This is a genomic window from Pseudomonas sp. Q11 (assembly GCF_024494355.1).
GTDB lineage: Bacteria > Pseudomonadota > Gammaproteobacteria > Pseudomonadales > Pseudomonadaceae > Aquipseudomonas > Aquipseudomonas hefeiensis.
The window spans coordinates 56,512-79,226 of the sequence record NZ_JAKNQY010000029.1 but is presented as its reverse complement, the minus strand read 5'-3'; the positions used below and the strand labels follow the sequence as shown (position 1 = coordinate 79,226).

Below are 22,715 nucleotides of genomic sequence, written 5' to 3'. Positions count from 1 at the left end.
TAGGCGACCAGGTAGATGGCCACGGCTGCGACGACGATCCAGAGGGCGTTGATCGCCTCCCCCCGACGCAATGCCACGACGCCCAGGGCGCTCGCTCCTACGACGGCCAGCAGTAGCCAGGGTATGTGGCGCAGCAGGCTATTATTGTTTGTCATTTTTATATTCCGGCCAGGGTGGACAAGAAAGACAGCCAACGGAGTTTAGCGCTAACGGACATAAAGGCCACCCCTGGGACGTTCGTCTGTCGCCGACCGAACGGTGACAATGGCGCGCCAGTTGGGTCTATAGTCAATCAATCTCCAGAAAGGAATACGTAATGAGCGAACGCCGCCGCTTCGTACGAATCGAGTTCCATGCCAGGACCGAGCTGAGTCAGGGGCCCTTCACCTGGCCGGTGAAGTTGCTGGACGTATCTCTCAAAGGTCTGCTGATCGAAAAGCCCGAACCCTGGCTCGGCAATCCCGAGGAACTCTTCATCGCGGTTATTCATCTGAGCGAAGACAAAGAGAAAGAGAAAGCCGTGACCGTGCGCATGGAAGTCCGGTTGCGCCACGACGATCACGGTCACCTAGGCTTCGTCTGCGAGCATATCGACCTGGCTTCCATCGAACATCTGCGCCGGCTGGTGGAGTTGAACCTGGGCGACCATGATGAGCTGGAGCGGGAATTGGCGGCGTTGGTCCAGATTTAAATACGCCGCAGGTCCTGCGTAGCGAGAGGATCGATGTGGGAGCAAGGCTTGCCCGCGATGGCAGCGATGCGGCCTTTCAAAATCGAGTCGTCTGCATCGCGAGCAAGCTTTGCTCCCACATAAACCCCTTTCACAATTGCCAGCGTTATTCGAACAACGCATCCAACGCCTGCTCCAGGCGGGTCACGGCAATAATCTGCAACCCGGCAGGCGCTTCCTTCGGCGCGTTGCCCTTGGGCACGATGGCGCGTTTGAAACCGTGCTTGGCCGCCTCCTTGAGTCGCTCCTGTCCGCTGGGCACCGGCCGGACCTCCCCCGACAGCCCCACTTCACCGAACACCAGCAGATCATGGGGCAGCGGCCGATTGCGCAAGCTGGACATGACCGCCGCCATCAACGCCAGGTCAGACGCGGTTTCCAACACTTTGACGCCGCCCACCACGTTGAGGAAAACATCCTGATCGTGGGTAGGAATGCCACCGTGTCGATGCAGGACGGCCAGTAGCATGGCGAGCCGATTCTGATCCAGCCCCAGGGTGACCCTGCGCGGGTTCGCCAAATGGCTGTCATCCACCAGCGCCTGCACCTCCACCAGCATCGGCCGGGTGCCTTCCCAGGTCGCCATGACCACGCTGCCCGGCACTTCTTCCTGGGCGCGTGTGAGAAAAATCGCCGAAGGGTTGGAGACTTCTTTCAGGCCTCTGTCGGTCATGCCGAACACACCCAGTTCGTTCACCGCGCCGAAGCGGTTCTTCACGGCCCGTAATAAACGCAGACGACCGTCGGACTCGCCCTCGAAATACAACACGGTGTCAACCATGTGCTCCAGCACTCGCGGGCCTGCAAGCGCACCTTCCTTGGTGACGTGACCCACCAGGAAAATCGCCGTGCCACTCTGCTTGGCGTAGCGCACCAGCAACGCCGCGCTTTCACGCACCTGAGACACCCCGCCCGGCGCCGATTGCAGTTGTTCGGTGAAAATCGTCTGGATCGAGTCGATCACCATGACCTTGGGTTTCTCCAGGCGGGCCGTGGCGATGATGGTTTCGATGCACGTCTCGGTCATGACCCGCAGTTGATCCTGGGGCAGCCCCAGACGCCGGGCTCGCATAGCGACTTGCTGCTGGGATTCCTCGCCGGTGACGTACAACGCCGGCATGCGCGTGGCCAGGCTGCACAAGGTTTGCAGCAGGATGGTGGACTTGCCGATGCCCGGATCCCCACCAATCAGCACGACCGAACCGTCCACCAGGCCACCGCCCAATACACGGTCAAGCTCGCCGGAGGCGGTGGAAAAACGCGGAATTTCTTCGACGCTGACTTCGGCCAGGGTCTTGATTTGCGCCTGCTGACCGGCCCAGCCCGTGCGACCCGTGGGCGCCGCCGCACCGCCGCTTTCCACCATGGTTTCGGTCAAGGTGTTCCAGGCACCGCACTCACCGCACTGGCCGGCCCATTTGGGAAAGGTCGAGCCGCACTCGGTGCAGCCATACATGCGCTTTGCCTTGGCCATCTGAACTCCGGAATAAAAACCGCGATGATAGCTCAGTCGGTGGCCTGTACGGCCAGTTCGTTAGCTCAAATGCGGATGCCAGGAGTTCATAGCCAAGGCGCTGTGACGAGTCATAGCCCGCTATGGCAAGGAACAGCAACGCAGGATATGGGCTTCTGGCGCCGAAGTTGGGCTGACAGAACTGGCCACACAGGCCACTAGCGCGGGGCCGGCATTCTGATTTCACCGTTGGCCAGATTTGCCGCGGTATTGCCCAACGGATCCTGGGCCTGCAGGTCCGCCCCCTTGGCCGCCAAGGCATCGAGCAGCTCGACACGTTTGAACAGGCCGGCGTACATCGCAGCTGTCTGTCCGGCGCCGTTGCGCTGGTCCGGGTTGCAATCGGTGGACAACAAACGACGCGCGATCTGCACTTGGCCCTTGAAAATGGCGCCCATCAGTGCCGTGTTGCCACGGTTGTCCTGGACACAGGCATCGGCGCCAGCGGCCAGCAGCCGTTCCACCGCAGCGCCATGGCCGTGATAGGCCGCCAGAATCAACGCGGTGTAGCCTTTTTCATCCTGGGTGTTGAGCGAGTAACCGGCCTCGATAAAGGTCTCGAGCATCGGCCCGTCGCCTTGGCGGGCGGCATCGAAATAATAGTTCTGCAACTGCTCTTGTACAGCAGCCGGGTCGGTGGGCACGGGCTGATCGGCCCATACGCTCAATGACCAGGTTGCGAGCATCGAAAACAGCAAGTTACGCAGCATGACGTCTCCTTGGCGCAAGGCTGTAGATGCAGGGTTGTGGGAGCATGGCTTGCCCGCGATGCAGACGACTCGGTCAGGCTTCAGGTCGCAGCGCCTGCTTCGCCAGCAAGCTTTGCTCCCACAGGTGATGCACTTGCCAGGCTGTGGATCAGTCGCTCAACTTTTCCGCCAGTGCCTTGACCCGGGCCAGATCGCCTTTGGCGACACGGGCCACGCCAGTACCGTACTCAGGGTCAGCCTTGTAGAGGAACGACAGGATGATGTGTTTGCTCTCGTCATCAGTGGTCGCCAACGACCCACCGAAGCTTTCGATCAGGTCATTGCGCTCTTTCTGGTTGAAAGAGCGGTAGAGATCACCGGCTTGTTTGAAGTTCTGCTCACGCTGGATCTTCGCCTGCTGGGTACTGCCAGTCAGCGCGGTCTGGCTGTAGCGCGCCGTTGGCTGTTCCTGGCGAGGCATCAGGCGGCTCGGCTGATAATTCACGCCAGTGCTGGTGGCGCCCGAATTCATCGCGCCGTCCTGGTTGCCATTGTTGACCGCCGTCTTCGGCGCATTGATGGGCAACTGAAGCGCGTTGGGCCCCACTCGATACATTTGCGTATCGGCATAGGAGAACACCCGCCCCTGCAACAGACGATCTTCCGAAGGTTCGATACCCGGAACAAGATTGGCCGGCGCCATCGCCACCTGCTCGGTTTCCTGGAAAACATTCGCCGGGTTACGGTTCAAAACCATTTGCCCGACTTTGCGTTCAGGCACACCCGGCCAGATTTTGGTCGCGTCCAGAGGATCGAAATCAAACGTTGAAAGGTCCTGCGGGCTCAGCACCTGAACATACAAGTCCCATTTCGGAAAGTCGCCCTTATTAATATGACTCACCAGATCGTTAGTCATATGGCTGTAATCTTGCCCCTGAACTTTCACAACTTCTTTCGGATCGAGATTTTTCAGGCCCTGCAAACTTTTCCAGTGAAACTTTACGTAGCGAACTTCACCCTTTGCGTTCACCAACTTGTAGGCATGTACACCGTTACCGTCCATTTCACGATAACTGGCTGGCGTACCGGAATTGGAATACAACTCGGTCAGCGTGCGCGTTGCTTCAGGCACATGTGAAAAGAAATCGAAACGGCGGGCGTCATCGTCCAGGTTGGTCCGTGGATCGGGTTTGAAGGCATGGACCATGTCTGGAAACTTAATGGCATCGCGAATGAAGAAAGTCGGGAAGTTGTTACCCACCAGATCCCAGTTACCCTCGGCCGTGTAGAACTTGGTGGCAAAGCCACGGGGGTCTCGCAGGGTTTCCGGTGAATGGTTGCCATGCACAACGGCAGAAAAACGCACGAACACCGGCGTGGCCTGGCCTGCGGCGAAGACTTTGGCCTTGGTCAAGTCACTGAGGTCGTCGGTGACCGTAAAGGTGCCATGGGCGCCGGTTCCTCTTGCATGCACCACGCGCTCGGGGATGCGTTCGCGGTCGAAGCGCTGGAGCTTCTGGATCAGTTGCACGTCTTGCAACAAGGTCGGTCCGTTGGGACCGGCTGTTTGCGAGTTCTGGTTGTCGCCCACGGCCGCACCGTTATCGCGGGTCAGGGTGGCCGCGTTGACGGAAAAGGACAGCAGGCTGGCGGTGAGCACAAAAAAGGCACGGCGATGGGGGAAAGTCCCGCCGCCAAGGGAAATGTTCATAGGCGTTTTCCTCTGGTGTTATAGAGCGCATCCATGTGCGCCTTGCAGAGGCTAGTGCTCGAAAAAGGAAAACCTAAATAGAAATGCCGCACCGGTCCGATAGAAAAATCCTTGTAGGGAATCGGCTTGGGACCGCGTATCACGCGCGATTGATGGCACTTTGTAAACTTTTCAGCCCGGCCCGAGTCGATAACTGAAGCTTTGAAAGCACGTGTTTCGAGCGGGACGCGTTTGGCTGATTTACACTGCCACCATCAACCTCATCTGTCACAAGGAACAACTCATGGGCGTGATTAACGAGTTCAAGGCCTTCGCGGTCAAAGGCAATGTCGTCGACATGGCCGTCGGGATCATCATCGGTGCTGCTTTCGGCAAAATCGTTTCGTCATTCGTTGGCGACGTCATCATGCCTCCGATCGGCCTTTTGATCGGCGGAGTGGACTTCAGCGACCTGGCCATCACCCTCAAGGCGGCACAAGGCGATGCGCCTGCGGTGGTTCTGGCCTATGGCAAGTTTATTCAAAGCACGATTGATTTCATCATTGTGGCGTTCGCCATTTTCATGGGCGTCAAGGCCATCAACCGCCTCAAGCGCGAAGAGGCCGTTGCCCCCAGCGCTCCACCGGTACCGACCAAGGAAGAACTGTTACTGGGCGAAATTCGCGACCTGCTCAAGGCCCAGAACGAAAGGCCCTGACTCAATTCGCCGCCTGTAGCGTAGGATTTATCTCCTCGCCACAGGCGCATTTTCTACCAATAGTTTTCCACGGCCACCTGACCCGGCCGACGGGTGAGACTCAGTTGCAGGCCCCTGGCCTTGAGCAGCTTGCGCGTGTCATCAATCATCTGCGGATTGCCGCACAACATCACCCGCGAATGTTCCGGCGTCAGCTCGATGCCAGCCGCCCTTTCCAACTCGCCATTTTCGATCAGCGACGTGATTCGTCCGCTGAGCGCACCAGGGTACTGCTCACGGGTGACCGTCGCGATAAACCGAAACTTATGAGCGTACTCGGCCAGGTAGTCGCGCTGGGTCAACCCTTTGATCAGGTCCTGATACGCCAACTCCTGTGCCTCGCGGACGCTGTACACCAGGATGATCCTCTCGAATCTTTCCCATACTTCGAAATCCTGGAGAATCGAAAGAAACGGCGCGACGCCCGTGCCCGTGGACAACAGCCACAAATCGCGACCATCAACGAAGCGATCCAACGTCAGGTAGCCAAAGGCCTGGCGATCCACCAGCAGGCTGTCGCCTGGCTGCAGCCGGCTAAGTTCGCTGGTGAACTCGCCATCCGGAACGACAATGGAGAAAAATTCGAGGAAGTCATCGAACGGCGACGACACCATGGAATACGCTCGCCAAACGATGGTGCCATCGGCTTTTTCGACCCCCAGCCGGGCAAACTGACCCGCCCGAAAACGAAAACCGCGGTCCCGCGTGGTACGCAATGTAAACAAGTGAGGTGTCACTGGCTGCACATCAAGCAAGGTTTGACAGGTGAACTTCTCTGAGCTGTCGATCATGAGCCACTCCAATGAGACAAGGATCACAGTGTCCCGCATAGTGGGCACATTAACCACTGACGATCAGTAGTGGCACTTTAGGCATAAGTGACGATATTGACTGCCACACCCTCTACGAAAGTTGTACAAACTAAGCCTCGCCGTATCAAGAAGCAACTTCAGGGGGGCGCACCTTACATATCCACACTTGTAAGCAAATATAAAAATTCCAACTACAGGTTAAGAATAGTCCTACACTGATCTTCGCATCATGGATTGGATCCACCCCTGAATGCCAAACCAGGAGAGAGCAATGGACAAGTGGAAGGACTTACAGCTGAGGAAGTTGTCCTGCGAAAAAGACTTGCAGACGGCCTATCGTCTGGTTCTCAATTTCTTTAACAATCAAGGTTTTGAATACTGCGCATTTTCGGCTTACTCCGGTAGCCCCGAGAAATACACCAGTAAGGTGAACCTGAATAATTATCCCTATGGATGGGACCGGTTGTATGAACAGAATGGGTATGCCTCGAAAGACCCACTAGTAGCACATTGCAATCAATCACCGCTACCTATCCTGTGGAATGAACATGTTTTTGCCCAGGCGCCCAAGTTATGGCGCGAACTTAATCGACAGGGACTCAAATTCGGCTGGACCCAAGCTGTTCATGACGATCAAGGCACACATTGCAGCCTCTTCAGCCTCGCTCGAAGTCATTGCCCCATTGATATCGAAGAGCATTATGGAAATCTCGGCTATGCCATTTTCGCCAGTCAAAGACTGCATGCGCTGGCCAGCAAAAAACTGGCTGACGCCGCCGCGACCACACAAAAATGTCATTTATCACCCAGAGAGATTGAAGTATTAAGGTGGTCGGCCGAAGGCAAGACGGCCTCGGAAGTGGGCAGGATCCTCTGCCTCTCCGAGCGCACCGTGAATTTCCATGTCTGCAGTTGCATGCGAAAGCTGAACGTCAACAACAAAATCTCAGCGGTAGCCAAGGCGGCCCACATCCACGTGATCTGAACCGGGCGGCGCTCTTACCGGCCTGAAAAACCCGCGAGTAATGCACAGCAAAAAAACGTACCATTTACGGCTCCACTTGAATGATGACGCACCCAGCACGCGACGCAGTTCATTCAGGCGGTCCCGCTGAGACACCTGCCCCGGGGGCAGCGGGACATTCGTTGATTTCCAGAGTCCCCAGCCATGCCCTTGCTCGACAGTCCCTTCGCCCTACTCGACCTGATCCGCCAACCCGAACAGCAGAACGAACCACTGCAAGCCTTCGACGCAGCCGACGAATACCTGCTTGCACATCTGGCCGAGCAACAGCCCCTCGCCAATACCCGGGTCCTGGTCCTCAATGACAGCTTTGGTGCCCTGGCGGCGAGCCTTGCCGGCAAGGTTGACGTCATCAGCAGCAGCGACTCGTACCTGGCCTTGCACGCGCTGGAGAAAAACCTGGTGCGCAACGGCCTGCCCTTCGATGCGGTGTCGACCTTGCCGGCGAGTGAAGCGTTGACCGGACCTTTCGACCGCGTCCTGATCAAAGTGCCGAAAACCCTGGCACTGCTGGAAGAACAACTGATTCGCCTGCAAGGCCAATTGGCACCCGGCGCCCAGGTGATTGCCGCAGCGATGGTCAAGCATCTGCCCCGGGCCGCTGGCGACCTGCTGGAGCGTTACGTTGGCCCGGTGCAGGCCTCGCTGGCAGTGAAAAAAGCCCGGTTGTTGATCGCCACGCCAGAAGCGCTCTCGCCACAAAATCGTGTACCGGCCGTATCGCCCTACCCCACTCGCTATTGGCTGGAAGAACCGAAGATCGAACTGCGTAACCACGCCAATGTGTTCTGCCGCGAAGGCCTGGACATCGGCACCCGGGCAATGCTGCCGCACCTGCCAAAGAACCTGGGCACCGCCCGCGTCGCGGACCTGGGGTGCGGCAACGGTGTACTGGCCATCGCCAGCGCCCTGCAGAACCCCGAGGCCCATTACACCCTGGTGGATGAGTCGTACATGGCCGTGCAGTCGGCCGCCGAGAACTGGCGCGCCGCCCTGGGCGAGCGCGAGGTGACAATACGGGCTGGGGATGGCCTGGCCGGGCAAGAGGCGCAGTCATTGGACGTGGTGCTGTGTAATCCACCCTTCCACCAACAGCAGGTGGTGGGCGACTTCCTGGCCTGGCGGATGTTTCAACAGGCTCGCGAAGCGCTGGTGGTCGGCGGCGCGCTGTACATCGTCGGCAATCGGCACCTGGGCTACCACAGCAAACTGGCGCGGTTGTTCCGGGGGGTCGAACAAGTGGCCGCGACCCCGAAATTCGTCATCCTCAAGGCCCGCAAATAATTTAACCCTGCCCCGGGAAAATCAATGGGTGGTCAGGCCCGCGGCATTCATGAACATCCGCATCAGGCTGGCGACGATAAACAGCGCCAGCACACTGCCGGCCCAAATCAGCGACAGCCAGCCAAGCCGCTGCCAGAGCGGCTTCTTTTCAGCCGCTTCGATGTCTTTCAAATCAGGCTTGGCCATGTTCAACGCCTCTCTGGTCAATCAATGGTAGCCGTCGTCATGGGTCACCTTGCCGCGGAACACGTAGTAACTCCAGAAGGTGTACACCAGGATCAAAGGAATAATGAACAACGTCCCGACCAGCATGAACCCCTGGCTCTGGGGCGGTGACGCCGCATCCCAGATGGAGATGGACGGCGGCACGATGTTCGGCCACAAGCTGATACCCAAGCCGCTGTAACCGAGGAAGATCAGCACCAGGGTAAGGATGAATGGCGTGTAATTGGCATTGCGGGCCACCGCGCGGAACAACCCGTACATGGTCACCAGCACCAGGATCGGCACCGGCAGGAACCAGAACAGGTTCGGAAGGGTGAACCAGCGCGCCGCGATATCAGCGTGGGCCAGCGGGGTCCAGATACTGACGATGCCGATCACCGCCAGCACCCCGAACGCCAGCGGCCTGGCCAGGTTGTGCATTTGCTCCTGCAACTTGCCTTCGGTTTTCATGATCAGCCAGGTACAGCCGAGCAAGGCGTAGGCGGCGATCAAGGCCAGGCCACAGAAGACTGTGAACGGTGTAAACCAGTCCAGCGAGCCGCCGGCGAACTGGCGATCGACCACTTCGAAGCCATCGATGAACGCCCCCAGCGCGACCCCCTGGAAGAAGGTGGCCGTCAGCGAGCCGCCGATGAACGCCTTGTCCCACAGATGGCGCTTGTCAGCCTTGGCCTTGAAGCGAAACTCAAAGGCCACGCCCCGGAAGATCAGGCCGATGAGCATCAGGATCAACGGTAGGTACAGCGCCGAAAGCACCACTGAATAAGCCAGCGGAAACGCTCCGAACAGGCCCGCGCCGCCCAGCACCAGCCAGGTTTCGTTACCGTCCCAGACCGGCGCCACAGTGTTCATCATCACGTCGCGGTCACGCTCGCCCTTGATGAAGGGGAAGAGAATGCCGATCCCCAGGTCAAAGCCATCCATGATCACGTACATCATGATGCCGAAGATGATGACCACGGCCCAGATCAGCGGAAGATCAATACCCATGACTCAATTCCCCTTGTGCGAGCTGTCGTTATAGTCCACTTCGTCGTCGCCATCGTCGGCGGCCGACAAGGGACGGGCCGGGGTACGTTTCTGACCAGGGCCGCCATCGGCCGGCTCGTCTTCATGGGCTTCCGGCCCTTTGCGCACCAGGCGCATCATGTAGCTCAGACCCGCGCCGAACAGCGCGAAATACACCACGACGAACAACACCAGGGTGATACTCATCTGCGCAAAGCTGTGGCCGGACGATGCATCGGCTGTGCGCATCAAGCCGTAGACCACCCAGGGCTGGCGGCCGATCTCGGTGGTGAACCAGCCCGCCAGGATCGCAATCAGGCCCGACGGCCCCATCCACAGCACCATGTAAAGAAAGGGTCGGGACTGGTAGAGCCGGTCATTGCGGCGCAGCCAGAGACTGCACAGGCCGGTGAAAATCATCAGCAGCCCCAGGCCCACCATGATCCGGAACGACCAGAACACGATGGTCGAGTTCGGTCGGTCTTCAGGCGGGAACTCCTTGAGGGCCGGTACCTGCTTGTCCAGGCTGTGGGTCAGGATCAGGCTGCCCAGGTAAGGAATTTCCACGGCGTATTTGGTTTTTTCCGCCTGCATGTCCGGCCAGCCAAACAGGATCAGCGGGGTTGGTTCATTGCCGACGTTTTCCCAGTGGCCTTCGATGGCCGCAATCTTCGCCGGTTGGTGCTTGAGGGTGTTGAGGCCATGGAAGTCGCCGATGACCGCTTGTATCGGTGCCACCAGTAATGCCATCCACATCGCCATCGACAGCATGCGGCGAATGGCCGGGGTATCGCGACCACGCAATAAGTGCCAGGCCGCCGACGAGCCGACAAAGAACGCCGTGGCAACAAACGCCGCCGTCGACATGTGCAGCAGCCGATAAGGGAATGAGGGATTGAACACCACCGCCAGCCAGTCCACCGGAATGACTCGGCCATCAATGATTTCGTAGCCCTGCGGGGTCTGCATCCAGCTGTTGGAGGCCAGGATCCAGAACGTCGAGATCAGCGTACCGATCGCCACCATGACCGTGGAAAAGAAATGCAGGCCGCGCCCGACGCGATTCCAACCGAACAGCATCACACCGAGGAAACCCGCTTCGAGGAAGAACGCCGTGAGCACTTCGTAGGTCAGCAGCGGCCCGGTGACCGAGCCGGCGAAGTCAGAGAAACGACTCCAGTTGGTGCCGAACTGATAGGCCATGACCAATCCGGATACCACCCCCATGCCGAAGTTGACGGCAAATATCTTCGACCAGAAGTGGTAAAGGTCACGGTAGGTGTCGTCCCGGGTCTTGAGCCACAAGCCTTCGAGTACCGCCAGGTAACTCGCCAGGCCGATGGTGATGGCCGGGAACAGAATGTGGAACGAGATGGTGAACGCGAACTGGATTCGGGCGAGATCGAGCGCCTCCAAACCGAACATAAGTCTTCCTCTGTCAGGTAAAACCGGCTGCGGGCGGGGCTTGCATCACAACCTCCAGGGATATGGAGTGCGATGCTTTTCAAATCGTTCTTTTTTTAAACCGTCACAACGCAGGAACGTGGCCGGATGGCCGCCAGCCCAAGGCCCCGGAGGGTATTGACCTGGATCAAGCAATGTTCAAAGAGTAGTCGCATTATGGCCGATGGACGGCGTGGTCTTTTGTCGCGTGACAGGTTGTCTCAGTGCTGCAATCCCGCTCTAAGCCAAGATTTCTTAAATCTTGAGGAGTGCACTGTTGTGGCGAGGGGATTTATCCCCGCTCTGTGGGAGCAAAGCTTGCTCGCGAAACAGTCACCGCGATCTCTGGAAGACCGCGTCGCCCTCGTCGCGGGCAAGCCTCGCTCCCACAGACTCGATCTAAATCGATGCTTGGCTAACTATTTTTTCCGCCACCGCAACCTCCAGTTACAACTCGGTGATAATCTCGACGCCCTCATCACCGGACCCGTCATAGATGCCCAGCCAAGCGCCATTGCTGCTCCGCCACCATCGCCCCTTCATCGCCTTCTGGCTGGCGCGTATCTTCACCGCCAGTGGCTTCCAGATGCTCACGGTGGCCATTGGCTGGAACCTCTATCAACTGACTGGCAACGTATTGGACCTGGGTCTTGTCGGGTTGGTGGAGTTCGCTCCGCGTGTGCTGTTCATGCTGCACACCGGGCATGTGGCCGACCGCTATGATCGCCGCAAGGTCGCGGCGATCTGCCAGTCGTTGCAGGCGATAATTGCCCTGGTACTGGTCATCGGCAGCGCCACCGATAACGTCACGCGGGAGATGATCTTCAGCCTCGCCTTCCTGCTGGGGGCCGCCCGTTCCTTTGAGATGCCGACCACCCAGGCGCTGCTACCGAGTATCGTGCCGGCCGCGCTGTTTCCCCGCGCCGTGGCCGCCGCGCAGTCGGCGCAGCAGTCCGCGACCATCGTCGCCCCGGCCCTGGGCGGTCTGCTCTATGCCTTCGGCAGCGTCTGGGTCTATGGGCCGACCGTGTTGCTCTACGTCATCGCCTGCTGCCTGATGCTCAACCTGCCCGCCCGCCAGACGCCGCTGAACAAAGGCAAGGCAACCATGGATTCGTTGCTGGCCGGGATTCGCTTCATTCGCAGCCGCCCGGACATTCTCGGGGCGATTTCCCTGGATCTGTTCGCGGTACTGCTGGGCGGCGCGACCGCGCTGTTGCCGGTGTTTGCCAAAGATATTCTGCTTACCGGCCCCTGGGGCCTGGGTCTGCTGCGCTCGGCACCGGCGGTCGGGGCGCTGCTGATGTCGCTATGGCTGGCGCGGTTTGCCGTGGACCGCAAGGTCGGTCGGGTGATGTTCACCGCCGTGGGCGTGTTCGGCGTCGCCACCATTGCCTTCGGCCTCTCCACTTCGTTCTGGTTTTCCCTGGCGGTGCTGGTGGTGCTGGGCGCGGCGGACATGATCAGCATGGTGATCCGCGCCTCCTTCGTGCAGTTGGAAACGCCGGACGAAATGCGCGGCCGGGTCAGCGCCGTGAACGGGCTGTTCATCGGCGCCTCGAACCAATTGGGCGAGTTCGAGTCCGGGCTGACCGCCCACTGGTTCGGCACTGTGCCAGCGGTGGTCATGGGCGGCGTCGGTACGCTGCTGGTGACCGGGGTCTGGATCAAACTGTTCCCGACCCTGGCCAACCGTGACCGAATGCACGAACCGGTAGAAGCAGCGAAAACCTAAAGCAATTTATCGAGTGTAATGGGGAAGTCCCGGACCCGTTTGCCGGTGGCGTGATAAATCGCATTGGCCACGGCCGCCGCCACACCGACGATGCCAATCTCACCGACGCCCTTGGAGCCGAGGGCATTGACGATTTCATCGCGCTCTTCGACAAAAACCACGTCAATGTCTCCGATGTCGGCGTTCACCGGCACATGGTACTCCGCCAGGCTGTGGTTCATGTGCCGGCCCAACGCATGGTCAGTCAAGGTCTCTTCGTGCAGGGCCATGCCGACGCCCCAGACCACTCCACCGAGGATCTGGCTGCGCGCGGTTTTCGGGTTGATCACTCGCCCGGCGGCGATGGCACTGACCACCCGATTGACCTTCACCGTGCCCAAGTCCTCATCCACCAGCACTTCGACAAACACCGCCGAATGCGTGGCGGTGGCGTAGGCTTGGCGCTTTTCCTCCGGCTCGGCAGTGACCTGAACCTGCAAGGGCGTCTCGCCGCTTTTTTGCGCCAATTCTGCCAACGAGACGCAGGCCTCGCCCAACCGTAGCTGACCGTCGGCAAACATTACTTGCTCAAGGGTCGCGCCACCGAAGGCCGGACAGCTCTGCCGCGCCACAGCCAGCAGTTTTTCCTTCAGGGCTTCACAGGCCTGCTGCACGGCAGTGCCCACCGACGAGACGGTGAACGAACCGCCCTGCAGCGGCGCAGTAGGCAGCGATGAATCACCGAGGATAAAGGTGACGTTTTCCAGGGAAACGCCTGACGCTTGGGCGGCGATCTGGGTCATGACTGTGTAGGTGCCGGTACCGATGTCAGTGGTGGCGCTGCTGACGGTCAATTTTCCGTTAGCATCCAGCGAGGCCTGAGCGCTGGCCTTCTGCTGCATGGCCTCCCACACGCCGCCCGCCATGCCCCAACCCACCAACTGCCGACCTTCACGCATGCTGCGCGGTTCCGGGTTACGTTTGTCCCAGCCGAAACGACGGGCACCTTGGGCATAGCATTCACGCAGCTCCTTGCTGGAATATGGCTTGCCTTCGTTCTCGTTACGCTCGGCATAGTTGAGCAACCGCAGTTGAACCGGATCGATTGCCAGGGCACAGGCCAGTTCATCCATGGCGCACTCCAGGCCGATCAACCCCAGGGCGGCGCCGGGAGCGCGCATGTCCAGCGGCGTATAGACGTCCAGCGGCACCAGCTTGTAGGTCAATTCAACGTTGTCGCAGTGATAGAGCATGCCGCTCCACTCCACGACATGTTCGGTGAAATCTTCGAAGCGTGAGGTCTGGCCAATGGCGGTATGCGCCACCGCCAACAGTCGCCCGTTGGCCGCGGCCCCCAGTTGCACGCGCTGAAAGGTCCGTGGCCGATAGCCGAACGTAAACATCTGCTGACGCGTCAAGCTGACCCGAACCGAGCGTTTGAGCGTCAGCGCCGCCATCACCGCCAGGGGCAGCTGGTACTGTGGCCGCAGCCCGGAACCGAAGGCGCCGCCCACATAGGCGGCACACACTCGCACCTGGTCTTTCTCAAGCCCGAAGACCTTTTGCACATAGGCCTGGCAGTTTTGCGTGCCCTGGGTCTTGTCGTGGATGTGCAGGCTGCCGTCGGGTTGATACAGCACGGTGGAGGCATGAGGCTCCATCGGGTTGTGGTGTTCGATCGGTGTGCTGTAGGACACGTCCACACTGAGGGCCGAACTGGCGTACTCGCCCTGAAAATTCCCACGCGGCTTGGGCAATTCTGCTGGTGCCGGATGGGCTTCGTTCTGCAGGACTGCCAGATCGGTCTGATGGTCCTGGGCTTCATATTCGATTTCAATAAGCGAACCGGCGTAGCGGGCCAGCTCGAGATTTTCAGCGATCACCAAGGCCAATGGCTGGCCGCTGTAGAGTACCTGATCGTTGTACAGCGGTCGGAACGGCGAACCCTCTGCCGCATCGGCGTCCTGGTAAGGCTCGTCGTAGCTGGCGATCCTGGGGCGGTTGGTGTGGTCGATCACCGTGACCACACCGGGCAACACCAACGCTCGGGAGGCATCGATGCGCAGCACGCGGCCACGAGCGATGCTGCCGGAGACGACGCTGCCGTGCAACAAACCGTCCTCGGGGTATTCGCCGGCATATCGGGCCTGGCCGGTGACCTTGAGCAGGCCATCGACCCGGTCCAGCGGTTGCCCTATGGATTTGCTCGAAGCATTCATCAGGCTTGTCCTCCCACCAGTGCCGCATCACTCAAGGCACGGACCACCGCCCGCCGCGCCAGTCTGACCTTGAAGCCGTTATGTTCCAGCGGCTCGGCGTTTTGCAACAGCGCGTCAGCAGCAGCGGTGAAGGTTTCGCGGCTGACGGTCTGGCCGGTCAGCCAGCTCTCCACGGCCCGGTCGCGCCAAGGTTTGTGGGCAACCCCACCCAAGGCCAGGCGCGCCTGGCGGATCATCGGTCCGTCCAGCTCCAGCGCCGCCGCCACCGACACCAGCGCAAAGGCGTAGGAGGCCCGGTCACGAATTTTCAAGTAATGACTGTGTTCCGCGAAACCGGCGGCAGGCAACTCAATGGCGGTGATCAGTTCATCATCGGCCAGTTGGTTGTCCCGCTCCGGAGCATCGCCGGGCAGGCGGTGAAAGTCAGCGAACTCGATGGTCCGTGCCCCGCCCCGACCGATAATATGCACCACGGCCTCCAGGGCAGCCAGCGCCACGCACATGTCGGAAGGGTGCGTGGCGACACATTGCTCACTGGCGCCGAAAATCGCGTGCATACGGTTCAAGCCGCTCCGAGCCGGGCAACCGCTGCCGGGCCGTCGCTTGTTGCACGGCACGTTGGCGTCATAGAAGTAATAACAGCGGGTGCGTTGCAGGAGGTTACCGCCGGTACTGGCCATGTTGCGCAACTGCGGCGAGGCGCCCGCCAGGATGGCCTGAGAGAGCAGCGGATAGCGGCGCTGGATCCAGGGATGCCAGGCCAGATCGGCATTGCTCACCAGTGCGCCGATCATCACCCCACCGCCAGGGGTTTCGCTGAGGTCCGCCAGGGGCAGCCCGGTAATGTCGATCAGGTGCTCGGGGCGGGTGAGGTTTTCTTTCATCAGGTCCAGCAGGTTGGTCCCGCCGGCAATGAAGCGTGAAACCGGGCTCGACAAGTCGACGGCAGCCTGCACGGTATCGGGCTTGCTGTATTGGAAAGGGTTCATTGATCACCTCCCTGCTGCTGGCAGAGCGGCAATGCCTCTTCGATAGCGTCACGAATGTTGTTGTAGGCGCCGCACCGGCAGAGATTGCCGCTCATCAGTTCGCTGATCTGCCCGCCAGTTTGTGCCCGGCCTTCATTGGCCAATCCCACCGCGGAGCAGATCTGCCCAGGCGTGCAGTAACCGCACTGGAAGGCGTCATGCTTGATGAACGCCTGCTGCATGGGATGCAGCTGATCACCGTTGGCCAACCCCTCGATGGTGGTCAGCTCAGCGCCATCGCACATCACCGCCAGGGTCAGGCAGGCGTTGATCCGCTTGCCGTTGCGCAGCACCGTACAGGCGCCACATTGACCGTGGTCGCAGCCTTTCTTGCTGCCCACCAGATCCAGTTGCTCTCGCAGCAGGTCCAGCAGCGTGGTCCAGGGCAGCACATGCAGTTCGCGCGCCTGGCCATTGAGCGTCAGGCGGATCGGATGGCGGGAGAAGGACGCCTGTGTCGCGTCGGACAGGGTCGCGCTCATAAACACCTCACGGTTGGTCGTACACTCGCGGCGTTTTCGCAAACCGCCGTCATAAGGGGTACGACTTCGGGGCGGGGTGAGCGTTCAAGGCAATTTCGACGCGCCGAAAAAACCTCTGGCCATCGCAGGACACACAGATTTGCCTGGCATGTGCGGTATATATGTACCGCACCGAGTGTAATGCATCGCCTTACACTCTATTCCATGATTAAATCCTTCCGACACAAAGGCCTCAGGATCTTCTATGAAACGGGTTCGACCCGTGGAATCCGGGCTGACCATGGAAAACGCCTGGCTCGCATGCTCCAGTTCATGGACCGGGCGCAGTCGCCTGACGACTTGGATATCCCCGGGTGGCGACTGCATCCACTCAGAGGTGAGCTGGTTGAATACTGGTCGCTGAGTGTTTCGGGAAACTGGCGAATTATTTTCCGTTTTAGCGGATCGGATATCGAACTGGTCGATTATCTGGACTACCACTGACAGGAGGCTGGAACATGCCCATGCACAATCCGCCACACCCTGGCGAAACGCTACTGATGGATGTATTGCCGGAACTGGGCATCACTGTCACCGAGCTGGCGCGGCATTTGGGCTTCGCCCGGCCCCATCTCTCTCGGGTATTGCATGGTCATGCACCCGTCAGCCCCGATCTGGCGGTGCGCCTGGAGCGGGCCGGGATCGGTAAGGCCAGGGTCTGGCTGGGCGTCCAGACGGACTATGATCTGTGGCAAGCCGAGCAGCGTGAACAACCTTTGATCGAACGTTTCCATCACCACGCCTGATGCTTGTCAGGCCAGCAACTCCGCCGCCACTACGCCCCTCACGCCCTTGCCACAGAGCTGTTCCACCAGCGTCAAGGCAAACGCCAGCGCGGCCGCCGAGCCTTGGGCGGTGATGCAGTTGCCATCCACTACCACCGGCTGATCGACGAAATTGCAACCGGACAGTTGCTGGCTCACGGCGGGCAGGCAGGTCATGCGGCGCTGGCGCAGTACGCCGAACGCTTGCAAGGCCAGGGCCGGGGCTTCGGCAATGGCGGCGAAGAAACGTCCGGCGGCGGCTTGGTCCTTGACCAATTGTTGCAGAGGCTGGTGCGCCGCCAGGTGTTGAGCGCCGATGATGCCGCCCGGCAGGACGATCAGGTCAAAGCCCTGGGCCAACAAGTCCACCAGCATGCCATCGGCGGTCAACCGCGTGCCACGGGCGCAGGTGAGCATTCGTCGCCCCTCAATGCTCGCCACCACCACTTCGATCTGAGCGCGACGCAGCACGTCGATCACAGTGACGGTCTGCAAATCGTCGACACCTTCGGCGACGACAATCAGGGCTCGGGGCATCTTGGTTCCAGGCATCATGGGCGTTCTCCGCTGGGTGGTTCCTGAAGCCTAGTCAGGTTTGCCGGACCGCGTGCTGCTTGTCAGGCGGGAAGGTCATTTGATGTACAGCTGGGTCGACATCCGGTTGCCCGGTGCGTTGATCGACTGGTTGCTGAAGCTGAAGGTGCCTTCCTGTTTCCCCTTCAGATCGAAGATGTACAAATAGCCGACCGTTTTGGTCCGGACGGAGCAATCATTCAGGTTGCCATTGCTGAACGCACACACCGGCGAGCGGGTGCCATCGACTTCAAAGCCGTCCAGCGTGACATGGGGCTGACGGCCATAACCCACCTCCAGCACATAAATCTTGATATTCGGGCCGCTGTGATTGCAACGGGTCTGCTCTTGCCCCTGAGCGATGTCCTCGAAGCCACAGGCGGGCGACTCGACCTTGAGCACCTTGACCTCGCTCAGGGGCGGTGCCGAAGCGGCATTGACGGCCTGCCCGGGTAACCCCAGGCCCAGCGCGCACCCCAATGCGGCCAACAGGTGTTTTTTCATACGATGCATAAAGACCTCCCGGAACCGCGCGCAGTATGGCCCACTTGGCGCCTGGGCAAAACATCGACGAGGATCGCAGCCACAGCGCCACGCTGCTGGTATGATGCGCGGCTTTTTCCGACCCGCAGAAAATTCCCGAGCGCCCCTGGCGGTCTGTGCTTTGCTGTTGAGGTCGATACATTCACGGCGCCCGGCGCGCCACGGGGAGCAGACATGCTGGAAAGGCTGTTTCAACTCAAGGCACACAACACCAACGTGCGGACCGAGATCCTGGCGGGCGTCACGACCTTTTTGGCCATGGCCTACATTCTGTTCGTCAACCCGAGCATCCTCGGCGAAACCGGTATGGACAAGGGTGCGTTGTTCGTCGCCACCTGCCTGGCCGCAGCAATCGGTTCCGCAACCATGGGCCTGATCGCCAACTACCCGATCGCCCTCGCGCCGGGCATGGGCCTGAATGCGTTTTTCACCTACACCGTGGTCCTGCACATGGGCCATACCTGGCAAGTGGCACTGGGCGCGGTGTTCATTTCCGCCGTGTTGTTCTTCCTGCTGTCGATCTTTCGTATCCGCGAGTGGATCATCAACAGCATCCCGCTGCCCCTGCGCTCGGCCATCGCCGCCGGTATCGGCCTGTTCCTGGCGCTGATCGCCCTGAGTAATGCCGGCATCGTGGTGAAAAACCCGGCAACCATGGTCGGCCTCGGCGATCTGAAACAACCGGCGCCGATCCTCGCCACGCTCGGCTTTGTCCTGATCGTCGCCCTCGAAGCACTGAAGGTGCGCGGCGCCGTGCTGATCGGTATCCTGGCGGTCACCCTCGTTTCGATCCTGTTGGGTTTCACGCCGTTCGGCGGCGTGATGTCGATGCCGCCATCCCTGGCGCCGACCTTCCTGCAACTGGACATCAAGGGCGCCCTGGACATTGGTCTGGTGAGCGTGATTTTCGCCTTCCTGTTCGTCGACCTGTTCGACAATTCCGGGACCCTGATCGGCGTCGCCAAGCGCGCCGGGCTGATGGACAAGGACGGCCACATGCCGAAGATGGGCCGGGCGCTGATCGCCGACAGCACTGCCGCCATGGCCGGTTCGCTTTTGGGCACCTCCACCACCACCAGCTACATCGAATCGGCGGCAGGCGTCAGCGCCGGCGGCCGCACCGGCCTGACCGCCATCGTCGTGGCGGTCCTGTTCCTGCTGGCGCTGTTCTTCTCGCCACTGGCCTCCAGTGTCCCGGCCTTCGCCACCGCACCGGCCCTGTTGTTCGTGGCCGTGCTGATGACCTCGGGCCTGGCGGAAATCGACTGGGACGACATCACCGTGGCCGCTCCCGTGGTAATTACCGCACTGGCGATGCCGTTCACCTATTCCATCGCCAACGGCATTGCCTTCGGTTTCATCGCCTGGACCGCCATCAAACTGGTGTCCGGCCGTGGCCGTGAGCTGAACTCGGCGCTGGTCATCCTGTCGATTCTGTTCGTGATCAAGTTGGGTTGGTTCAACGCATGACTTTTGATTCCCAGGCCTACGCCGCCCAGCTCCAGGACAAGGTCCGTCGCTTGCGTGACCTGCTGGCTCCGTTCGATGCGCCGGAGCCAGCGGTGTTCGACTCACCGCTGGAGCACTTCCGCCTGCGGGCCGAGTTTCGCCTGTGGCGCGAGGCCGGCGAACGGCATTACGCGATGTTCTCCCAGGACGACAAGCGCACACCGATCCTCATCGAGCAATTTCCCATCGCCAGCCTGCGCATCAACCAGTTGATGCCGCAACTCAAGGCCGCCTGGCAGGCCAGCGCGGCGCTGAGTCATAAGCTGTTCCAAGTGGAGTTCCTGACCACCCTGGCCGGCGATGCGATGATCACCCTGTGTTATCACCGCCCGCTGGATGAGCATTGGCACGCAGCGGCCACGAAACTGGCGAGCGACCTCGGTGTGAGTATCATCGGTCGCTCCAAAGGCAAACGGGAAGTGATCGGCCATGACTACGTGGTGGAGAAACTCGACGTCGGTGGCCGCACTTTCAGCTATCGCCAACCTGAAGGCGCCTTCACCCAGCCCAACGGCACGGTGAACCAGAAGATGCTCAACTGGGCCTATGATGCATTGGGTGAGCGCAACGACGATTTACTGGAACTGTACTGCGGTAACGGCAACTTCACCCTGCCTCTGGCCACCCGCGTGCGCAAAGTGCTGGCGACCGAAATCAGCAAGACTTCGGTGAACGCCGCGCTGAGCAACCTCAGCGAAAACGCGGTGGATAACGTGACCCTGGTACGGCTGTCAGCCGAAGAATTGACCCAGGCCCTGAACGAAGTCCGCCCGTTCCGGCGCTTGCACGGCATCGACCTCAAAAGCTATGAATTCGGCAGCGTCTTCGTCGACCCGCCCCGCGCCGGCATGGACCCGGACACCTGCGAACTAACCCGGCGCTTCGACAATATCCTGTACATCTCGTGCAATCCTGAAACCCTCGCCGCCAACATCGCACAACTGCACGATACCCATCGCATCACGCGCTGCGCGATGTTCGATCAATTCCCTTGGACTCATCACATGGAATCCGGGGTGTTGCTGACTCGGCGCTAAACGCTGGGGCGGCCTCCGCTCTGGGCTGGACTGGGCAAAGCTCTGTGGGAGCAAGGCTTGCCCGCGATGCAGGCGACTCGATTTCTGAAAGACCACATCGCCTTTATCGCGGGCAAGCCTTGCTCCCACAGATTGATCCCTCGCCACAAGTGCCCTCCCTCCTCTCCTGACCAAGATCATGTTCGATCATCGAACACTTATTGCTCGATGCCATCGGCTTTGTTTGACCAAATTAACCATCTAGTACAATTTATCTCCACCGGCTGAAATCCGCCGACCCCAACAATAAAAATTGTGGAGAAATTGCGATGCCTCCGATCGTTCTGGTGCTCAACGGCCCGAACCTGAACCTGCTCGGCACCCGCGAGCCGGCCACCTACGGTCACGAAACCCTGGCCGACCTCTCGTCTTTGTGCGGCCGTGCCGCTGAAGAATTCGGCCTGGCGGTGGAGTTTCGCCAGACCAATCAGGAAGGCGAACTGCTGGACTGGATTCACGCCGCCCGGGGCCGGTGTGCTGGCATCGTCATCAATCCGGCCGCCTGGACCCACACCTCGGTGGCGATTCGTGATGCGCTGGTCGCCAGCGAAGTCCCGGTGATCGAGGTGCATCTGTCCAACGTTCACGCCCGCGAAACGTTTCGTCATCACTCCTTTGTTTCATCGGTCGCCATCGGTGTGATGTGCGGGTTTGGCAGTCATGGTTATCGCTTGGCCCTGGAACATTTCAGTCAGCGGTTGAAGGGTTGATGAGCATGTCGAATATCACCGTGCTTGCCGGCCTGATTGGTGCGGGCATCCAGGCTTCGCGTACCCCTGCGCTCCATGAGCGCGAGGGCGATGCCCAGGGCATGCGCTACCTCTATCGACTGATCGACCTCGACGCCCTGGCACTCGACAGCGGCGCCCTGGCCGATTTGCTCAAGGCCGCCGAGCGCATGAACTTCACCGGCCTGAACATCACCTTTCCCTGCAAACAGGCGATCATCCCGCTGCTGGACGAGCTGTCGCCGGAGGCCAGGGGCATTGGCGCGGTGAATACCGTGGTGTTCAAGGCGGGCAAACGCATCGGCCACAACACCGACTGCCTGGGATTCGCTGAAGGGTTTCGCCGCGGCCTGGGTGAAGTGGCGCGCAAGCACGTGGTCCAGATGGGTGCCGGTGGCGCAGGCGCGGCGGTGGCCCACGCGCTGTTGGCAGAAGGCACACAGACGCTGAGCATTTTTGATGTTGAAGTCAGCCGCGCCGAAGCGCTGGCAAACAACCTGAATCAACACTTCGGTCCTGGCCGCGCCCGGGCCGGGCATGATTTGCCTACCGCCATGGCCGAGGCGGACGGCCTGGTGAATACCACGCCCATGGGCATGGCTAAACTGCCGGGCATGCCGGTGCCGGTGGAGCTGCTGCGGGGCCAGTTGTGGGTCGCGGAAATTGTCTACTTCCCGCTGGAAACCGAACTGCTGCGCAACGCCCGCGCCCTGGGATGCCGCACGCTGGATGGCGGCAACATGGCCGTGTTCCAGGCGGTGAAGGCGTTCGAGCTGTTCAGCGGCGTGGCGCCGGATGCGCAGCGGATGCTGGAGCATTTCCAGAGCATGAGTCACTGAAAACCTGAAAAGATCGCAGCCTTCGG

The 22,715-nt window shown here is 60.2% G+C and carries 23 protein-coding genes and 1 pseudogene; 11 read left to right on the top strand and 13 right to left on the bottom strand.

The features are described from left to right. Positions 1 to 155, bottom strand: a pseudogene (locus tag MA884_RS23960) (carbon starvation protein CstA); the annotation flags it as partial. A 161-nt stretch (positions 156 to 316) separates the two neighbouring features. Here MA884_RS23960 and MA884_RS23955 point away from each other — a divergent pair. Beyond that, on the top strand, positions 317 to 691 hold the full coding sequence (locus MA884_RS23955) for a PilZ domain-containing protein (protein WP_256232835.1): 375 nt from the start codon (positions 317 to 319) through the stop codon (positions 689 to 691). A 145-nt stretch (positions 692 to 836) separates the two neighbouring features. Here the strand turns inward: MA884_RS23955 and radA are convergent, their stop codons facing one another. The 3 genes from radA to katB all read right to left on the bottom strand — a co-directional run bounded on the left by radA (position 837) and on the right by katB (position 4,643). Next, positions 837 to 2,204 (bottom strand): DNA repair protein RadA, encoded by a 1,368-nt coding sequence (gene radA / locus MA884_RS23950; protein WP_256232834.1) that lies wholly within the window; start codon positions 2,202 to 2,204, stop codon positions 837 to 839. Positions 2,205 to 2,401: 197 nt separating this feature from the next. Next, entirely contained in the window at positions 2,402 to 2,953 is a 552-nt protein-coding gene (locus MA884_RS23945; RefSeq protein ID WP_371134813.1) for an ankyrin repeat domain-containing protein, read from the bottom strand. Between the two features lie 148 nt (positions 2,954 to 3,101). Next, positions 3,102 to 4,643, bottom strand: coding sequence for a catalase KatB (gene katB, locus MA884_RS23940; protein WP_256232833.1), 1,542 nt, complete (start codon positions 4,641 to 4,643; stop codon positions 3,102 to 3,104). Between the two features lie 283 nt (positions 4,644 to 4,926). Here katB and mscL point away from each other — a divergent pair, with 283 nt between their 5' ends. After that, a complete protein-coding gene (mscL, locus tag MA884_RS23935; RefSeq protein WP_256232832.1) occupies positions 4,927 to 5,340 on the top strand; it encodes a large-conductance mechanosensitive channel protein MscL in 414 nt (137 codons plus the stop codon). A gap of 53 nt (positions 5,341 to 5,393) precedes the next feature. Here the strand turns inward: mscL and MA884_RS23930 are convergent, their stop codons facing one another. Continuing rightward, on the bottom strand, positions 5,394 to 6,170 hold the full coding sequence (locus tag MA884_RS23930; protein WP_256232831.1) for a ferredoxin--NADP reductase: 777 nt from the start codon (positions 6,168 to 6,170) through the stop codon (positions 5,394 to 5,396). Positions 6,171 to 6,462: 292 nt separating this feature from the next. Between MA884_RS23930 and MA884_RS23925 the strand changes: the two genes are divergently transcribed. Continuing rightward, entirely contained in the window at positions 6,463 to 7,176 is a 714-nt protein-coding gene (locus MA884_RS23925) for an autoinducer binding domain-containing protein (RefSeq protein WP_256232830.1), read from the top strand. A 183-nt stretch (positions 7,177 to 7,359) separates the two neighbouring features. Then, entirely contained in the window at positions 7,360 to 8,499 is a 1,140-nt protein-coding gene (locus tag MA884_RS23920; RefSeq protein ID WP_256232829.1) for a class I SAM-dependent methyltransferase, read from the top strand. 21 nt (positions 8,500 to 8,520) lie between these two features. Here MA884_RS23920 and MA884_RS23915 read toward each other — a convergent pair whose 3' ends face one another. Genes MA884_RS23915 through MA884_RS23905 form a run of 3 tightly spaced genes read right to left on the bottom strand, consistent with a single transcriptional unit; the run spans position 8,521 to position 11,157 of the window. Then, a complete protein-coding gene (locus tag MA884_RS23915) occupies positions 8,521 to 8,685 on the bottom strand; it encodes a DUF2474 domain-containing protein (RefSeq protein ID WP_256232828.1) in 165 nt (54 codons plus the stop codon). Positions 8,686 to 8,706: 21 nt separating this feature from the next. After that, a complete protein-coding gene (gene cydB, locus MA884_RS23910; RefSeq protein ID WP_256232827.1) occupies positions 8,707 to 9,714 on the bottom strand; it encodes a cytochrome d ubiquinol oxidase subunit II in 1,008 nt (335 codons plus the stop codon). A gap of 3 nt (positions 9,715 to 9,717) precedes the next feature. Then, entirely contained in the window at positions 9,718 to 11,157 is a 1,440-nt protein-coding gene (locus tag MA884_RS23905) for a cytochrome ubiquinol oxidase subunit I (RefSeq protein ID WP_256232826.1), read from the bottom strand. Positions 11,158 to 11,671: 514 nt separating this feature from the next. On the opposite strand from MA884_RS23905, the gene MA884_RS23900 reads away from it, so the two are divergent. Next, complete coding sequence (locus tag MA884_RS23900) at positions 11,672 to 12,910, top strand: MFS transporter (protein ID WP_256232825.1); 1,239 nt, start codon at positions 11,672 to 11,674, stop codon at positions 12,908 to 12,910. Here the strand turns inward: MA884_RS23900 and MA884_RS23895 are convergent. From MA884_RS23895 to MA884_RS23885, 3 genes are read right to left on the bottom strand one after another with little or no spacing between them, the layout of a single operon-like run. After that, complete coding sequence (locus MA884_RS23895; RefSeq protein ID WP_256232824.1) at positions 12,907 to 15,108, bottom strand: xanthine dehydrogenase family protein molybdopterin-binding subunit; 2,202 nt, start codon at positions 15,106 to 15,108, stop codon at positions 12,907 to 12,909. The two genes, MA884_RS23900 and MA884_RS23895, sit on opposite strands and share 4 nt — an antisense overlap. Continuing rightward, entirely contained in the window at positions 15,108 to 16,097 is a 990-nt protein-coding gene (locus tag MA884_RS23890; protein WP_256232823.1) for a xanthine dehydrogenase family protein subunit M, read from the bottom strand. Before MA884_RS23890 ends, MA884_RS23895 begins: the two co-directional genes overlap by 1 nt. Further along, complete coding sequence (locus MA884_RS23885) at positions 16,094 to 16,618, bottom strand: (2Fe-2S)-binding protein (RefSeq protein ID WP_256232822.1); 525 nt, start codon at positions 16,616 to 16,618, stop codon at positions 16,094 to 16,096. Before MA884_RS23885 ends, MA884_RS23890 begins: the two co-directional genes overlap by 4 nt. A gap of 204 nt (positions 16,619 to 16,822) precedes the next feature. Here MA884_RS23885 and MA884_RS23880 point away from each other — a divergent pair, with 204 nt between their 5' ends. Together MA884_RS23880 and MA884_RS23875 are read left to right on the top strand one after the other, a co-directional pair. Continuing rightward, a complete protein-coding gene (locus MA884_RS23880; protein WP_256232838.1) occupies positions 16,823 to 17,101 on the top strand; it encodes a type II toxin-antitoxin system RelE/ParE family toxin in 279 nt (92 codons plus the stop codon). 14 nt (positions 17,102 to 17,115) lie between these two features. Beyond that, positions 17,116 to 17,403: a HigA family addiction module antitoxin gene (locus MA884_RS23875; protein WP_256232821.1), complete on the top strand. Its 288-nt coding sequence runs from the start codon at positions 17,116 to 17,118 to the stop codon at positions 17,401 to 17,403. Between the two features lie 6 nt (positions 17,404 to 17,409). Here the strand turns inward: MA884_RS23875 and MA884_RS23870 are convergent, their stop codons facing one another. Further along, positions 17,410 to 17,976: a DJ-1 family glyoxalase III gene (locus tag MA884_RS23870; protein ID WP_256232820.1), complete on the bottom strand. Its 567-nt coding sequence runs from the start codon at positions 17,974 to 17,976 to the stop codon at positions 17,410 to 17,412. Positions 17,977 to 18,051: 75 nt separating this feature from the next. Further along, positions 18,052 to 18,507, bottom strand: a complete 456-nt coding sequence (locus MA884_RS23865; protein WP_256232819.1) for a DUF4879 domain-containing protein — start codon at positions 18,505 to 18,507, stop codon at positions 18,052 to 18,054. Positions 18,508 to 18,711: 204 nt separating this feature from the next. Here MA884_RS23865 and MA884_RS23860 point away from each other — a divergent pair, with 204 nt between their 5' ends. The 4 genes from MA884_RS23860 to MA884_RS23845 all read left to right on the top strand — a co-directional run bounded on the left by MA884_RS23860 (position 18,712) and on the right by MA884_RS23845 (position 22,689). Next, on the top strand, positions 18,712 to 20,007 hold the full coding sequence (locus MA884_RS23860; RefSeq protein WP_256232818.1) for an NCS2 family permease: 1,296 nt from the start codon (positions 18,712 to 18,714) through the stop codon (positions 20,005 to 20,007). Beyond that, positions 20,004 to 21,083 (top strand): tRNA (uridine(54)-C5)-methyltransferase TrmA, encoded by a 1,080-nt coding sequence (gene trmA, locus MA884_RS23855; RefSeq protein ID WP_256232817.1) that lies wholly within the window; start codon positions 20,004 to 20,006, stop codon positions 21,081 to 21,083. Before MA884_RS23860 ends, trmA begins: the two co-directional genes overlap by 4 nt. A gap of 308 nt (positions 21,084 to 21,391) precedes the next feature. Beyond that, positions 21,392 to 21,832 (top strand): type II 3-dehydroquinate dehydratase, encoded by a 441-nt coding sequence (gene aroQ, locus MA884_RS23850; protein ID WP_256232816.1) that lies wholly within the window; start codon positions 21,392 to 21,394, stop codon positions 21,830 to 21,832. A gap of 5 nt (positions 21,833 to 21,837) precedes the next feature. After that, complete coding sequence (locus MA884_RS23845) at positions 21,838 to 22,689, top strand: shikimate dehydrogenase (protein WP_371134812.1); 852 nt, start codon at positions 21,838 to 21,840, stop codon at positions 22,687 to 22,689. Positions 22,690 to 22,715 lie beyond the last annotated feature (26 nt).

What these genes read in the sequence shown, in the direction of transcription:
- MA884_RS23955 (WP_256232835.1), top strand. Translation starts at nt 317, where the DNA reads ATGAGCGAACGCCGCCGCTTCGTACGAATCGAGTTCCATGCCAGGACC.
- radA (WP_256232834.1), bottom strand. Translation starts at nt 2,204, where the DNA reads ATGGCCAAGGCAAAGCGCATGTATGGCTGCACCGAGTGCGGCTCGACC.
- MA884_RS23945 (WP_371134813.1), bottom strand. Translation starts at nt 2,953, where the DNA reads ATGCTGCGTAACTTGCTGTTTTCGATGCTCGCAACCTGGTCATTGAGC.
- katB (WP_256232833.1), bottom strand. Translation starts at nt 4,643, where the DNA reads ATGAACATTTCCCTTGGCGGCGGGACTTTCCCCCATCGCCGTGCCTTT.
- mscL (WP_256232832.1), top strand. Translation starts at nt 4,927, where the DNA reads ATGGGCGTGATTAACGAGTTCAAGGCCTTCGCGGTCAAAGGCAATGTC.
- MA884_RS23930 (WP_256232831.1), bottom strand. Translation starts at nt 6,170, where the DNA reads ATGATCGACAGCTCAGAGAAGTTCACCTGTCAAACCTTGCTTGATGTG.
- MA884_RS23925 (WP_256232830.1), top strand. Translation starts at nt 6,463, where the DNA reads ATGGACAAGTGGAAGGACTTACAGCTGAGGAAGTTGTCCTGCGAAAAA.
- MA884_RS23920 (WP_256232829.1), top strand. Translation starts at nt 7,360, where the DNA reads ATGCCCTTGCTCGACAGTCCCTTCGCCCTACTCGACCTGATCCGCCAA.
- MA884_RS23915 (WP_256232828.1), bottom strand. Translation starts at nt 8,685, where the DNA reads ATGGCCAAGCCTGATTTGAAAGACATCGAAGCGGCTGAAAAGAAGCCG.
- cydB (WP_256232827.1), bottom strand. Translation starts at nt 9,714, where the DNA reads ATGGGTATTGATCTTCCGCTGATCTGGGCCGTGGTCATCATCTTCGGC.
- MA884_RS23905 (WP_256232826.1), bottom strand. Translation starts at nt 11,157, where the DNA reads ATGTTCGGTTTGGAGGCGCTCGATCTCGCCCGAATCCAGTTCGCGTTC.
- MA884_RS23900 (WP_256232825.1), top strand. Translation starts at nt 11,672, where the DNA reads ATGCCCAGCCAAGCGCCATTGCTGCTCCGCCACCATCGCCCCTTCATC.
- MA884_RS23895 (WP_256232824.1), bottom strand. Translation starts at nt 15,108, where the DNA reads ATGAATGCTTCGAGCAAATCCATAGGGCAACCGCTGGACCGGGTCGAT.
- MA884_RS23890 (WP_256232823.1), bottom strand. Translation starts at nt 16,097, where the DNA reads ATGAACCCTTTCCAATACAGCAAGCCCGATACCGTGCAGGCTGCCGTC.
- MA884_RS23885 (WP_256232822.1), bottom strand. Translation starts at nt 16,618, where the DNA reads ATGAGCGCGACCCTGTCCGACGCGACACAGGCGTCCTTCTCCCGCCAT.
- MA884_RS23880 (WP_256232838.1), top strand. Translation starts at nt 16,823, where the DNA reads ATGATTAAATCCTTCCGACACAAAGGCCTCAGGATCTTCTATGAAACG.
- MA884_RS23875 (WP_256232821.1), top strand. Translation starts at nt 17,116, where the DNA reads ATGCCCATGCACAATCCGCCACACCCTGGCGAAACGCTACTGATGGAT.
- MA884_RS23870 (WP_256232820.1), bottom strand. Translation starts at nt 17,976, where the DNA reads ATGATGCCTGGAACCAAGATGCCCCGAGCCCTGATTGTCGTCGCCGAA.
- MA884_RS23865 (WP_256232819.1), bottom strand. Translation starts at nt 18,507, where the DNA reads ATGCATCGTATGAAAAAACACCTGTTGGCCGCATTGGGGTGCGCGCTG.
- MA884_RS23860 (WP_256232818.1), top strand. Translation starts at nt 18,712, where the DNA reads ATGCTGGAAAGGCTGTTTCAACTCAAGGCACACAACACCAACGTGCGG.
- trmA (WP_256232817.1), top strand. Translation starts at nt 20,004, where the DNA reads ATGACTTTTGATTCCCAGGCCTACGCCGCCCAGCTCCAGGACAAGGTC.
- aroQ (WP_256232816.1), top strand. Translation starts at nt 21,392, where the DNA reads ATGCCTCCGATCGTTCTGGTGCTCAACGGCCCGAACCTGAACCTGCTC.
- MA884_RS23845 (WP_371134812.1), top strand. Translation starts at nt 21,838, where the DNA reads ATGTCGAATATCACCGTGCTTGCCGGCCTGATTGGTGCGGGCATCCAG.